This is a genomic window from Lewinellaceae bacterium (assembly GCA_020636135.1).
In the GTDB taxonomy this organism is placed as follows: Bacteria; Bacteroidota; Bacteroidia; order Chitinophagales; family Saprospiraceae; genus JAGQXC01.
The window spans coordinates 1,969,958-1,983,891 of sequence record JACJYK010000001.1 but is presented as its reverse complement, the minus strand read 5'-3'; the positions used below and the strand labels follow the sequence as shown (position 1 = coordinate 1,983,891).

The following is a 13,934-nucleotide window of genomic DNA, read 5'->3' as shown; positions in this document are numbered from 1 at the left end:
CTATTTCTTATACCTATCTGGCTTGGCGATGTGGCCATGGGACATGATGGCATTATGGATCAACTGAAACCAGCCAGCAATCCATATCATTTTTCCTCCCAAATTCAATATGGCAAAGGAGAACTTGGTTACAGAATAAAAACACATCCGGAGCTTAGTTTAAGTGGAGTGCTTTAAGTGCGATAGGTTCCCTGGAACATGACCCTATTAAGTCACCTATCGAATCCCAAAGCGGTAAACCGTTCTGGTCTGATAGATATCACCAGGATTAAGCCGTGTACTTGGAAAAGAAGGTTGATTCGGGCTGTCCGGAAAATGCTGGGTCTCCAGACAGAAAGCACCCCTGTATTCGCATTTTGCACCATGTTTTCCATTAAAGGATCCATCCAGGAAATTACCTGAATAGAACTGAATACCAGGTTCCTCAGTAAGTACATCCATGGTAATTCCGGTTTTGGGAGAATAGGCCTCAGCAGCCAGGGAAATGATGCCAGCCTGCGCTTTGTTCAATACAAAGTTATGGTCATAGCCCAGTCCGTATTTAAGTTGTATATCATCAACCCCGATGTCTTTACCGATGGGTTTGGCGGTCCGGAAATCAAACGGCGTGCCATCCACCGGTACAAGTTCTCCCGTGGGGATGAGTGTGCTGTCTACCGGTGTATACTGGTTTGCGAATATGGCCAATTCCTGATCCAGGCAGCTCCCCTCCCCCGACAGGTTGTAGTAATTGTGCTGGGTCAAATTGACGACGGTAGGCTTATCCGTAACGGCCGTATAGTCCAATGTAACCTCATTCTGTGCATTCAGCGTTATCCGGATATGGGCATTCATACTGCCCGGGAAGCCCTCCTCTCCATCTACACTGGTATAGGTGAAGACGACTCCATATTCATTTGAATCGATTACCGGCGAGGCTTGCCACATCACTTTATCAAACCCTTTGATCCCTCCGTGGAGGGTGTTGGGGCCATTGTTTTGCGGCAAGGTATAAGTTGTACCGTCCAATTCGAATTTTCCATTGGCAATCCGGTTGCCATAGCGGCCTATTACTGCCCCGAAGTAAGGTGACTTATCCACGTAATCAGAAAGTGAATCAAAACCCATCAAAACATCAACTGGTTTTCCATTGCGGTCCGGAACAAAAAGATTGGTCATCAGGCAGCCGTAATCCAGCAGCCGCATTTCCATACCACCCGGATTGGTGATGATGTATTGGGTGACGACGTGTCCGTCACTTAGTTTGCCGAATTCCCGCATATCCAGTTTAAATCCATTATCCATTGCCGATTCATTTTGCTCATTCTGCTGCCGGCATGATACTACCGCCAACAAGATCATGATCCAGATTCCGTATTTCATAAGGAATACACTGTAAGTAATTGTATAGGTTATCACTCCGAAGATACATGTTAAGGTGCATATCTCGGAAAGAAATGATATTTTAAGCAGCGCTTGAGTGGATCCAGGAAAAACAAAAAAAGGTGCTTACATGAAGCACCTAGGAAAAGACGAAAATTCTGAGATGGGATTACAGTAATTACACTACTGATATCTTGAAAAGATTGTTTTATACATATCAACAATAACACATGTATTCAAAAACCATACCCATTTTTATCATCAGCTTTTTCTTGGCCGGAATTACATGGTCTCAAAAGGAAGTATTTAATGCCAAAGGCCTAATCCAACCCGTTGAAATCCTGGTTGATGATTGGGGTGTACCGCACATTTACGCCGAGAACGAACACGATTTGTTTTTCTCACAGGGTTATTATGCAGCACGCGACCGGCTGTTCCAATTTGAAGTGTGGCGGCGCCAAGCTACCGGCACGTGTGCTGAATGGTTGGGCATTCGCGAGCTGAACCGCGATATCGGTACCAGGCTGTTCAAATACCGGGGTGATCTGACCCAGGAGATGAATCATTACCATCCACACGGAGCTGCGATTATCACAGCTTATGTTGAGGGGGTGAATGCCTACATTAACAAGGTGCGCCAGGATACATCATTGCTACCTGTTGAATTTAAAGTATTGAAAATAGTACCGGAATACTGGACACCGGATGTGGTAATATCCCGTCACCAGGGATTACTGGGTAACATCGATACCGAGCTTGAAGTAAGCCGGATGGTGGCCCGACTAGGACCGGACAAGGCGAGAGAATTGTACGTGTTTGAGCCAAATCAACCGGATCTGAACATCGATCCGGCCATTGATTCGGCCTTGCTCTTTCAAGACTTGCTAAAACTCTACCATGCGTACAGACGCCCGTTGCAATTCTTCAAGGACGATGCAATGGGTTATGCACCCTACCAACCGGATGAAGCGGCTCTGCGCCGATCTACTTCCATTGGCAGTAACAACTGGGTCATCGACGGCAGTATATCTGCAAGCGGTTTTCCCATGCTGGCCAATGACCCGCACCGGGCGCAATCCGTCCCGTCATTACGATATATGGCTCATCTGGTAGCTCCGGGGTGGGATGTGATTGGAGGTGGTGAGCCGGAAATACCCGGCATCTCCATTGGTCACAATCAATATGGTGCCTGGGGCCTGACCATCTTCGAAACGGATGCCGAGGACTTGTATGTCTATAAAACCAACCCGGATAATCCTGATCAATACTGGTATCATGATGGCTGGGAGACCTTTCAGATTATCCGGGACACCATTAAAGTAAAAGGGACCGATCCGGTCTATGTCAAACACCGTTACAGCAGACACGGTCCCGTACTCTATCAGGATTCGTCAAGGAACGTAGCTTGTGCCATGCGGTGTGGGTGGCTGGAACCAGGTGGGAGCCCCTATCTGGCCAGTCTGCGCATGGATCAGGCGACCGATTTCGAAAGTTTCCGCAAAGCCTGCACCTTCAGTCATATTCCCGGAGAAAACATGGTATGGATTGACCGGGAAGGACATATCGGATGGCAGGCTGTTGGAATTGCACCCATACGTCGAAACTTTTCAGGAATGGTGGCCGTACCAGGCGATGGACGTTACGAATGGTCCGGATATTTACCGATCCAGGCCAGACCACACATTGAGGATCCAGATGCCGGATTCTGGGTTACAGCTAATGACCACGTTACGCCACCCGGCTATGCATTTCCTGAAGCTCTGGGATATACCTGGTCTTCACCTTACCGCAGTCAGCGTATTTCGGAGGTGCTCAACCAGGGTAAAAAGATAACCATGCAGGACTTTGTGATGCTGCAATCAGATTATGCTTCGCTTCCTGCCAGGGCATTGATCCCATTGTTGTCTTCCATTCAATGGGACCGAAAACTGGAGTCCGATGCTGTGACCTGGTTAAAATCCTGGGATCAGCAGTTGGGTCCGGATTCACGGGAGGCAGCCATATTTGTTGCCTGGGAGCGCGAACTGATCCAGAAAATGAAGACCATTGCAATTCCTGCCAGCGTCCAGTCTATCTACGGTTATCTGGACATGCGTCTGATCATCCGCTGGTTGAATTATCCACCACCATTTTTTGGTGACGATGTCGTGGCGGGCCGGGATAAACTGATCAGGGAGAGCTTTCAGCAAGCATTGCATAACCTGGAAGCCCGGCTTGGGAAAGATGCCGGTACCTGGAAATATGGCGACGTTAGGTACAAACACATCTTCCTGAAGCATACTTTGTCCGACGTGGTCAATCCTGCTTTGGCCAATCGTCTGAATGTGGGTCCTCTACCGCGTGGTGGTGATGGATTTACTGTCAACAATGCGGGTAATGGAGACAACCAGACTTCAGGCCCTTCATTTAAAATGCTGGTTGATGCTCAGGATTGGGATCTGAGTCTGGCCATAAACAATCCCGGCCAGTCCGGTGATCCTGCCAGCCCTTTCTACAGCAATTTGTTTTTAATGTGGCAACAGAACAGATACTTTCCAATGTATTACAGTAAATCAAGAATACGGGAAAACACAAGGGTTCAAATTCAACTTAATCCGAAATGATACCGTGAACTGTATTATTTCATTTCAATAGCCAATTTAAGATTGGGCTTCAGGAGAGCGAATCGGGAGTCCCGGAAAGTGGGCTTGCTGAATATCTTGATCGGGTTGTTGGAAAAGCCAGTCTGTTCTAAAGCCTGCCCCACCAGGTTGTATTCGACGACGCCATTGTCATTCAGGTCGATATGGACCCGGATCGCATAGGTACCGTAAGGCAAGTTTTCCAAATTGAAATCGGAATTGGGAATGGCGGTCAGATTGTATTTATAAAGATGAAAATACCCCTGAGGATCATTCCATTTGGCAGAATCATTGTATAGGTAGATATAAATAATACCCTGCTCTGGCTGGTTAATACCATCACAGTGGATTGTAATCGTACCGGCACCGTCCTGCCAGGGCCACAAAATCAATAACCATGCAATGACCTTAAATGGTCCCATGTGGTTTAATCCTTATTTGATAATTACCTACGCAAAAGATGAGCCAAATAAATCAGGGGATCAGGGATCTGGCGACCTTATAGGTGTTGGTATGGGCTGTAATCAGAGTAGTAAGCCGCAGTGGATATCCTCCGCCCATCGTTACAACCACAGGAATCCCCAGCGTATAACACAGACTCAATACAAAGTGATCACGCATCATACAACCCTCCAGGGAAAGGTCCAGGCGCCCCAATTTATCCTCTTTAAGAACATCCACCCCAGCCTGATAAAATACCAGGTCCGGCTTGAACTGATTCACAATCCGGGGTAAATGATGCTCTAATTCACGAAGATATTCGAGATCCGTCGTGTGATCAGGCAGTCCAATATCCAGGTTGGAATGCTCCTTTCGTAATGGGTAGTTTTTCAGGCCATGCATGCTAAAAGTAAACACACGGCTCTCCTCCCGAAAAATATGTGCCGTACCGTTGCCCTGATGGACATCCAGGTCCACCACCATAATTTTTTTACACCTCCCTTCATGCAACAACTTCCGGGCAGCAATGGCAATGTCATTGAATACGCAAAATCCCTCGCCCCTATCGGCATAAGCATGATGGGTGCCACCGGCAATGTTTAATGAAATCCCTTCGGATTCAGCATATTGTGCACAATCGTAAGTACCTCTGGCAATATATCGCCCCCGCTCAACCAATAAACTGGTCATCGGAAAGCCTATCGCCCGGATTTCCCTGGCAGACAGATGCTGATGTTCCAATTTGTCCCAGTAAGCGGACGTATGAGTTAGCATAAGATCCTCTTCGGTCAACCGGGAAGGCAGGAAAAAATCAGCTTCTTCCAGCACACCTTCACGAATGAGCTGCATGGGCAACAGTTCATACTTCTCCATTGGAAATCGGTGGCCCGCAGGCAGATCATATCTATAAATAGGTGCAAAGGCTACACGCATGTGCTTAACGGATCATCTGGAAAAAATTACCTACGTCCCAGCGCTCGGATCATAAAATCTTTCAATCTGAAGGCAGCATGCCATCCAGTTTAAACCGGTCCATTTCTACCGGCTCGTCATCTGTTTTACACCAACTCTTGAGCAGGTTCATATCCCTATTCCACCCTGCCCCGTCATAAAAAGCAAGACCCTTAAAATCCCTTACTTTATACAGCGCATTACTTCCATAACAGGTCCCCAGATAGACATGTTCCTGGTTATTTTCTTTGGCCCAGTCCACGACCTTCCACATCATCCATTTGCCTAAGGGATAGGTTTCCATCAATCCCGAGTCAAAAAAAGAAAACCAATAATGCAGCATTGACCCCTCGATTCCGGCCAGCACATATCCGAGTATTTGCTCTTCATTCCTAAATTCAAATACGTGGCTGGCAATGCTATGATGAAAAATGTAATTGAGACGCTCGGAATTCATGGCATTATGCTTGAACCGGACCGCCGCATAATCCATGCAAAAAGTCTGAAAATCAGCATTATCTCGCATCTCCTGGATCGGCAGTATTTTCATTACCGGATTTAATGTTGCCAGTTTACGATCGGTACGACGATTCTCCGAAGAAGGCTGGTAATCAGGCAAGTTCACGCGCAGGCTCCTGCACAGGTAATAGACAGATTCTTTCAACCGGATATTTGCCGAATAAGGTAAAAATCCCAGGTCATAGATTTCCGGCATCTCCGGCCGGTGGTCCATACGGCAATAGGTTGCATAACCAAAGGTATAGTGACTGTAATTTCGAATGTATTCGGAATGAAAGATGCGCATGTAATTGATTCCTTTTGCCCGGAAAAATAGGGCTTTATCCAGCTTATTCTCCCCAAATCAACTCTAAAAATCCAAATGACTTTCGCTTCATTCCGGGATAAAGGTATTTTTTCATGAATGCAATAAACCCAATCTCCGGGAACGCCGGATTTTGGAAAATCATCATAGCTTTGGGATTGGAATACCGTAACAATGCAAATCGTAGAAGTAAATACCTGGTCCGTTCACCTGCCATTAAAGAAACCATACTCCATTGCACATCATACCTTTGCTGATGTTCACATCATGTTTATACAACTGGTGTTGGAAAACGGACTTTATGGTTTAGGATCCGGAACCCCTTCCATTGTGGTCTGTAATGAACCTTTTGAGGAGAGTTTCAAGTTCTTATCAACCGAAATGCCTGCTCTCCTGAAGGGTGAGGATATACGGGAAGTGGAGTCTCTGCTGGACCAGATCCACCGTTTTGCCGATGTTTTCCCTGGCGCCACAGCGGCTGCAGACATTGCGCTGATGGATGCTTTCAGTACTTTCCTTGGGATACCATTGGTTCGCTTCTGGGGACAGAAGATCAAACAACTACCAACTTCGGTAACATTGGGTATTCAAACCTGGCAGGAGTGCAAGGAAAACATTGATGCATTTAAGTCTGCAGGATTTACACACCTAAAAATCAAGATAGGTCAGGAGATTGACCATGACATCGAGATTGTTCGGAAAATCCACGAATATACCGGGGATTATATGCATCTCCGGGTGGATGCAAACCGGGGATATACCACCAATGAACTCTGGCGCTTCTACCATGCCACAAGAGACATAGATTTGATCTGTATCGAACAGCCACTGAAAGATGCGGATGATCATCTCCTACCGGCCATGCCGGCCCCCATACGTGCATTGTGCATGGCAGATGAGTCCCTGAAATCCCCTAAACATGCTTACCGGCATGTGGAACAACAAACCGGATTTGCCTACTTCAACATTAAGTTGATGAAAAGTGGTGGTACCCGGCCGGCACGCCGCATCGCCCGCATCGCGGAAACCCACAGCATTCCACTGATGTGGGGATGTATGGATGAATCCCGCATCAGCATTGCCGCTGCCCTGCATGCTGCCTATGCATGTCCCAATACCCAATTTCTGGATCTGGACGGCAGCTTCGACCTGGCGGACGATGTCGCCACAGGCGGATGGCATCTGAAAAATGGTCAGCTCCATGTGACCGATGCCCCTGGATTGGGTCTGAAATTAGCACACCTAACGTAACAGTATATGCCAACACCTGCCATTGTTTTAACCCACGGCCTCCTCCACACCATGAATGCCAAAACAGCGCACGGCTTATTGCGTGGAACCGAACGTTTTACAATTCTCGCCGTTATCGATCGTGATCACGCCGGGCGTGATGCCGGAGAGGTGATGGATGGGAAAAACCTGTCAGTACCGGTCTTTGCCTCCGTGAAAGATTTTCTCAAACAAAATCCGGGTAAAGCTAATACCTGTATTATTGGTGTTGCCCTTGAAGGTGGGAAGTTGCCGGAAGATTACCGTCATGAGATCAGTGATGCCATTGAGGCCGGATTAAATATGGTAAACGGACTGCACACCTATCTCTCGGATGACCCGACATTCTCAGCGCTGGCGAATAAACACCAGGTTACGCTCACCGATATCCGGAAACCCAAATCATTCGGTCAGTTGCATTTCTGGACTGGAGAGATCCTTCAGAGTAAAACGACACGTATCGCAGTACTTGGGACCGATTGCGCCATTGGAAAACGAACAACCTGCCGGTGGCTGTGGGAATCCTGCCGGACCAATGGTATAAAGTCCGAAATGCTCTATACCGGCCAAACAGGATGGCTGCAGGGATACCCCTACGGATTCATCTTCGATTCCACCCTCAATGATTTTGTTAGTGGTGAACTGGAGCATGCTATACTGGAATGTGAAAAGAATTTAAAACCAGATGTGATCTTCATCGAAGGTCAGTCTGCACTGCGCAATCCAAGCGGCCCGGCCGGTTCAGAGCTGATCATTTCCGGGGCCTGTAAATACGTTGTACTGCAACACATGCCGGCAAGGAAATACTTTGATGACCGGGAAGACTGGGGCGAGATCCCCTCGGTACGAAAAGAAATCAAACTAATACGCATGCTGGGGGCAAAAACAATAGCCCTCACCCTGAATCCAAGCGGTATGTCGGAGAAAGACCTGCGGAAATACTGTGATCATATGGAAGACAAACTGGGTATCCCCGTACTGGTAGCTTCCAGGGAAAATATCCAGAGTCTGACCACACTTATCGAGAAACTAATCGAATAATCCGAAGCAAAAAAAGGCCTGATCTCCATCGATCAAGCCTTTCAAAACGACTTTATATAGAACTGCTAAATTAACGTTCACCTTTCTTCGGAGGCCGGTTGTCTTCGCGTTCGCCCGGTTTACCCTGATGGAAATTTTTACCCGACCGGGAATGTCGGTCATGCATCCCTTCACGAGGACCTTTCTGGTGCATATCCCGGAACTTTTGATATTGTTCTTCGGTAAGGACTTCTTTCAGGGCTTTATCCTGTGCATCCCGCTTTTGGTCCATTTTCTCACGCATTTTTTCCTGCTCTTTCTGCATTTCGTCGTGCATCGCCATACGGTCCCGAGCAGCATCAAGATTGATTCTCTCCACTTTTTTCTGTTGCTCGGGTGTAAGATCAAGCGCTTTGGTCAATCGCTGTGTTTGACGTTGAGCCACGCTATCCGGTGACATCATTTCTTGTCTTGGAGGCCGTTCTCCCCTATCCCGTGGCCCCGGCTGGGCTTGTGCCACCATCCAGGTCATTGCCAGCAGAAATACCGGTAAAAAAATTCTTTTGTGTGTGTTCATGATCGCTTGCTTTTTGGATTTGAAATTGAAAAAGATTACAATGCGAAGATGTGGTATTGCTTTTCCCATTGGAAATATTATCAATGAAACGCGGAATTTTATCAATCATCCTCCCGATTTATACTTTCATTAAGAAGACCTCTTGCGCAGCTAAAGAGAACCTGAGGACCATTTCATGGTGTCACCGGCAACGATGATTGAGGTAAAATGCACATTGGTTGAGAATAGTTTGATCTCCCCCTGGAAAAGGAGAACTTTAGGTTATGATTGATTTCAGACATCCCAGGTTTTGGGGACAGATCCTGTTCTGGAGCATCCTTTGGTTTCTTTTCCCGTTGCTTTTTACGCATGACCTGCGCCTGGGTTGGGATTACATGTTGCCACATAACCTGATCACTGCCATCGCATCAGGATTATTGGTTGCGATCAATCTTCAATTCTTATTACCTCTGTATTATCGCAAACAAAATGCATTGTTTCTGATCTTCGGAATCCTGGTGATCATAATGTTATTATGGATTGTGCAAAATCCGGAGTTCTTCTGGGACCCGATTGCCTCTGGCGAAAGAACAAGGATGCCGGGACGGGCTTCATTGCGATTGGCACGTCAACGTTGGATGGGTGCCACTACCCCATTGATTGCTTCATTCCTGGGCAGCTCACTCTATGAAATTGCCATTTATGCCCAACAAAAAGATAAGGAGACCATCCGCTTACAAAAAGAAAAACTGGAGACCGAGATCAAATTCCTTAAGTCTCAAATCAATCCTCATTTTCTCTTTAATGCCTTAAATAATATTTACACACTGTCCCTGATGCAATCGGAACGAGCACCCGATAACATTCTGAGACTTTCCGAGATGCTGCGTTATGTGCTCTACGATTGTAATGAGTCTCTGGTGCCTTTACGCAAGGAAGTACAGTACATCCGGAACTACGTGCATCTCTTCCGGCTAAAAGACAGTACCGGCCTGAAGATAACTCTGGAACTGGATGAATCCCAGCCAGAACTTGCCATTGCCCCGATGTTGTTCATTCCATTTGTAGAGAATGCCTTCAAACACAGTAAAATAGAGGATAATGATCATGGGTGGGTAACCATTAAAATGACAGTCGGAAACCGGCAGATCACATATGATGTATCCAATAGCAGGCCCGGGCAGGATTTCCATAAGGATGCTACCGGAGGGATTGGTATCGAGAACGTCCGAAGACGCCTGGAGCTCCTGTATCCGGGGCGATATAATCTGGATGTCCAGCAAAACGAAGAAACCTATCGCGTAACACTCCTGTTAACTTTATCATGAAGTATCAGGCATTGATCGTGGATGATGAGGAACTGGCCCGCCAACTGATCGCCAGTTATCTGGATCGTATCCCAACCATAGAAATCGCCGGGTCCTGTAAAAATGCGGTGGAAGCCCTGGCCATACTGAACCGTCAGCAAATCGACCTGCTCTTTCTTGATGTTCAGATGCCTGGACTTACCGGACTCGAAATGATCCGGACCCTGGTACAACAACCGGCTATTATTCTAACGACTGCTTACAGTGAATATGCCCTGGAAGGCTTTGAGCTGGACGTGACCGATTACTTGCTGAAGCCTTTTTCCTTTGAACGATTCTCCCGAGCCATAAACAAAGCGATGGTCAACTTAAATAATCGCAGTCTCCCGGAACAGAAAGCCGATACTGAAATCCCTGATTATCTGCTGGTGCGTGCAGATCACAAAATCCATCGCGTCCCCTATGAGTCGATCCGGTACATAAAAAGTATGCAGGAATATGTGGCTTACTACCTCGCATCAGGCCGGTTATTGGCGCTGGGCTCCCTAAAACAATTGGAAGAAGTATTGCCTCCACGCCAATTCATACGGGTCCACAAATCATATATTGTCGCGATCAACAAGGTCAGATCACTGGAAGGCAATCTTTTACATTTGGAAGATCAGAAAATTCCGGTTGGTGCAAGTTACCGGGATCGGGTAATGTCGTTATTATTTCCCGGATCGGTCGGTTAGTCGATTTTCATGTACTTGGAGATGGCATCTTTGACACTCTGCAGGTTGCGAATGCCCAGGAAATAGGTCGTCCCATCGGTCGTCTCAAGAAGGATTCCCTTATTTGCGTCCACATTCATGAAAAAGGTTGGATGAAATTCATCGTGATACCCGGTCCAGGTCCTGCCTGTGGGCGACTGGATCACGTGGCAGGATTTGATCTTATCCCAGCTGATCCAGGTCTTGTGTTTCGTCCAGGGTGCATACTTGTACGAGATGCCCTTCTCACCTATTTTCACAACCAGCTTTAAGGAGTGGAGATAAACAACTATACCGGCCAGAATAGCAAAAACAATAATCCAGAAAATAAAGAATGTCCTGTTCTGTTCACCTTTTGACAGTGTTTCAATCAAAAGATAGATCCACCCGATCAGGAAGAGCCCAAAAACCCCATAAACCAGCCAGTGCCTGAGTTGCAATTTTTCCTTGTGTTCATATCCCATATTACAATGTTACTACTAGGTTAAATATATTAGGTAAGAACAAGATAAGAACTTCAACAATTTCAAGGATAGCCCTGATGATTCTACCTGAATAGAAACGACATTCCGGCAAGCTCTGAAATATTTCTATTTTAGGAGAAATAGTTCGCAGTGAAGTTAATCATCTTGTTAATCCTGGCCATTGTATTTATCATTTTATGTACGGCCAAATGGAAGATCCACCCTTTTCTGGCCCTGCTGGGCGTATCCTTATGTTATGGACTGGCGGCTGGGATTCCTCTCAATCAATTGCTTCCTGCCATCAATGCAGGATTTGGCGGAACCCTGGAGAAAATCGGATTGGTTATTCTGATCGGAGTTCTCCTGGGAGCATTTCTGGAACACTCCGGGGGCGCATTCAGTTTAGCCCGCAAACTGCTATCCTGGATTGGTCCGCGCCGTTTGCATGCCGCCATGGCTTCTATCGGCTATCTGATCTCCATCCCGGTATTTGCAGATAGTGGTTTTATCATCATGCATTCCCTCAATAAATCCCTGACCAAGCAAGCTGGATATTCGATGGCAGGTACCGGCACTGCCCTGATGCTGGGTTTGATGCTAACGCATACCATGGTCCCTCCTACTCCAGGCCCCATCGCAGCTGCCGGTATCATTGGTGCCGACCTGGGACTGGTTATACTATGGGGATTGATCGTATCCTTCATCGTGTTGATTCCGGCCATACTTTATTCCCGTCTGTGGGCCGATAAAACCTATATTGCTCCCCAGGTGGATATGGAGGACGAAGTAGAAACGGAAAAACACTTCCCGGGTGCCTTACATGCCTTCCTTCCGATCATCATACCCATTCTACTGATCATCGTAAGCTCCGTCGTGAATCAGACCTATGGAGAACAGGAGGGCATCGGTTTTCAACTATTGAGCTTTTTTGGCAATCCGCTCATGGCTTTGATCATCGGTCTTTTACTGGCGATGACCTTACCGGCAAAGTTTTCGATGGATATGCTTTCCACCACCGGATGGACCGGAAAGGCCTTGATAGATGCTGCTATCATCATCCTGGTTACCGGTGCCGGAGGAATTTTCGGTAAGGTGCTGGAAGTCTCCGGAATCGCTGAAGTCGTTAAGGATGGATTCTCCAATCTTCAGATCGGTATCTGGCTGCCTTTTTTCATTGCGGCGGCTTTAAAAACGGCGCAGGGTTCATCCACGGTTGCCTTGGTGACAACCGCTTCGATGATAGCTCCTATGATGTCAACCCTAGGCTTTGAAACTGAATTGCAAAAAGCATTAGCCGTGGTAGCCATCGGCGCCGGGTCTGCCGTCTTCTCGCATGCCAATGACAGCGGATTTTGGGTGGTTACACAGTTTACAGGAATGGACGTGAAGACCGGATACAAGGTATACAGCCCCGGCACTTTTCTGCTGGGATTTGGTGCGGCATTGGTTGTATTTATCTTCTATAATCTGCTTACCTAGTACTGGCAGAATTTCTCAGACTCTTACGGTATCCCTGAGGTGTCTTGCCCGTGATGGCCCTGAACTGACGGTTAAAATTAGCCAGATTGCGAAACCCGCAAGATTCGGCCACCTGGGAAACCGGAAGGTCGCGCTCAGCCAAACGTTTGCTGGCAACCTCGATCCGGTATGTATTCAAATATTGGATTAGAGAATACCGGGTCCTTGATTTAAAATAACGGCAAAAAGCCGTTGGACTCATAGCGGCAATATCGGCCACCTCATCCAGACGTACCGGCCTTTGAAAATTTTCAGCGATGTACTGATAAACCGCTTGCATCCGCTCCTGGTCACCAGAATTGGTAGGCGCTGAAAGGGTAGGCAAAATCACAGTTTTCCGGGGATGGTTGGCTACCCGGTCAGCCAGCTCGAGCAACAGGATCATCCGGGGTAAGCCGGCAGCCTGCCGAAACGATTCCATCAGTGCTTTGTACTCAAAAGCTGCAATCTTAATTCCCCTTTCCGAATCCTTCCACAGTTTATTCAGTGAACTTGTTTCCGGCAACTCATAAAATGAGCGGCCCAGGGCTTCCGGAAGGAAAAGGATGGATAATGCATGAGCCGCAGGACCTGGCTGATCATTGCGGAAAACATGCGGCACCTTGGTTCCTAGTACAAATAGATCCCCCGGTTGAAAACTGACGGCGCGGTAGCCAATGGACGCCATACCATGACTGGATACGATGTAAGAAAACTGAACTTCAGGGTGGCTGTGAAATCTGTTGTAAAACAGGGTATCATGGTCTTCCTGGAAACGAAAAGTGGTCGAGGTGGAAGGTGGGACCTGAAAAGAAACCGGTTTACTCATTTTTCATATTAATTTCACCCATTTGGGGAAGCAAGGATATAA

General features: G+C 47.2%; 13 protein-coding genes. 6 read left to right on the top strand and 7 right to left on the bottom strand.

Going from position 1 to position 13,934, the window contains the following annotated elements; translation table 11 throughout:
• Positions 1 to 216: 216 nt before the first annotated feature.
• Positions 217 to 1,362, bottom strand: a complete 1,146-nt coding sequence (locus H6570_07465; protein MCB9319101.1) for a galactose mutarotase — start codon at positions 1,360 to 1,362, stop codon at positions 217 to 219.
• 230 nt (positions 1,363 to 1,592) lie between these two features.
• Between H6570_07465 and H6570_07460 the strand changes: the two genes are divergently transcribed.
• Positions 1,593 to 3,965, top strand: a complete 2,373-nt coding sequence (locus tag H6570_07460) for a penicillin acylase family protein (GenBank protein ID MCB9319100.1) — start codon at positions 1,593 to 1,595, stop codon at positions 3,963 to 3,965.
• 14 nt (positions 3,966 to 3,979) lie between these two features.
• Here the strand turns inward: H6570_07460 and H6570_07455 are convergent, their stop codons facing one another.
• The 3 genes from H6570_07455 to H6570_07445 all read right to left on the bottom strand — a co-directional run bounded on the left by H6570_07455 (position 3,980) and on the right by H6570_07445 (position 6,180).
• Positions 3,980 to 4,405 carry a DUF2141 domain-containing protein gene (locus tag H6570_07455; GenBank protein ID MCB9319099.1) on the bottom strand — a complete coding sequence of 142 codons (426 nt, stop codon included), beginning with the start codon at positions 4,403 to 4,405 and terminating at the stop codon, positions 3,980 to 3,982.
• Positions 4,406 to 4,457: 52 nt separating this feature from the next.
• Positions 4,458 to 5,357: a histone deacetylase gene (locus H6570_07450; protein ID MCB9319098.1), complete on the bottom strand. Its 900-nt coding sequence runs from the start codon at positions 5,355 to 5,357 to the stop codon at positions 4,458 to 4,460.
• Positions 5,358 to 5,418: 61 nt separating this feature from the next.
• On the bottom strand, positions 5,419 to 6,180 hold the full coding sequence (locus H6570_07445) for a GNAT family N-acetyltransferase (protein MCB9319097.1): 762 nt from the start codon (positions 6,178 to 6,180) through the stop codon (positions 5,419 to 5,421).
• A gap of 192 nt (positions 6,181 to 6,372) precedes the next feature.
• Between H6570_07445 and H6570_07440 the strand changes: the two genes are divergently transcribed.
• Together H6570_07440 and H6570_07435 are read left to right on the top strand one after the other, a co-directional pair.
• On the top strand, positions 6,373 to 7,449 hold the full coding sequence (locus H6570_07440; GenBank protein ID MCB9319096.1) for a dipeptide epimerase: 1,077 nt from the start codon (positions 6,373 to 6,375) through the stop codon (positions 7,447 to 7,449).
• Positions 7,450 to 7,455: 6 nt separating this feature from the next.
• Positions 7,456 to 8,508 (top strand): DUF1611 domain-containing protein, encoded by a 1,053-nt coding sequence (locus H6570_07435; protein MCB9319095.1) that lies wholly within the window; start codon positions 7,456 to 7,458, stop codon positions 8,506 to 8,508.
• Between the two features lie 70 nt (positions 8,509 to 8,578).
• On the opposite strand, the gene H6570_07430 is transcribed toward H6570_07435, so the two are convergent.
• Positions 8,579 to 9,064 carry a hypothetical protein gene (locus H6570_07430; GenBank protein ID MCB9319094.1) on the bottom strand — a complete coding sequence of 162 codons (486 nt, stop codon included), beginning with the start codon at positions 9,062 to 9,064 and terminating at the stop codon, positions 8,579 to 8,581.
• 263 nt (positions 9,065 to 9,327) lie between these two features.
• On the opposite strand from H6570_07430, the gene H6570_07425 reads away from it, so the two are divergent.
• Together H6570_07425 and H6570_07420 are read left to right on the top strand one after the other, a co-directional pair.
• A complete protein-coding gene (locus H6570_07425; GenBank protein ID MCB9319093.1) occupies positions 9,328 to 10,371 on the top strand; it encodes a histidine kinase in 1,044 nt (347 codons plus the stop codon).
• The gene (locus H6570_07420; protein MCB9319092.1) at positions 10,368 to 11,084 is read left to right on the top strand and encodes a response regulator transcription factor; all 717 of its coding nucleotides are present in this window, start codon (positions 10,368 to 10,370) and stop codon (positions 11,082 to 11,084) included. Before H6570_07425 ends, H6570_07420 begins: the two co-directional genes overlap by 4 nt.
• Here H6570_07420 and H6570_07415 read toward each other — a convergent pair.
• Positions 11,081 to 11,566 (bottom strand): hypothetical protein, encoded by a 486-nt coding sequence (locus H6570_07415; protein MCB9319091.1) that lies wholly within the window; start codon positions 11,564 to 11,566, stop codon positions 11,081 to 11,083. The genes H6570_07420 and H6570_07415 overlap by 4 nt on opposite strands.
• A gap of 150 nt (positions 11,567 to 11,716) precedes the next feature.
• On the opposite strand from H6570_07415, the gene H6570_07410 reads away from it, so the two are divergent.
• Positions 11,717 to 13,045 carry a GntP family permease gene (locus tag H6570_07410; protein MCB9319090.1) on the top strand — a complete coding sequence of 443 codons (1,329 nt, stop codon included), beginning with the start codon at positions 11,717 to 11,719 and terminating at the stop codon, positions 13,043 to 13,045.
• On the opposite strand, the gene H6570_07405 is transcribed toward H6570_07410, so the two are convergent.
• Entirely contained in the window at positions 13,038 to 13,892 is an 855-nt protein-coding gene (locus H6570_07405; protein MCB9319089.1) for a helix-turn-helix transcriptional regulator, read from the bottom strand. The genes H6570_07410 and H6570_07405 overlap by 8 nt on opposite strands.
• Positions 13,893 to 13,934 lie beyond the last annotated feature (42 nt).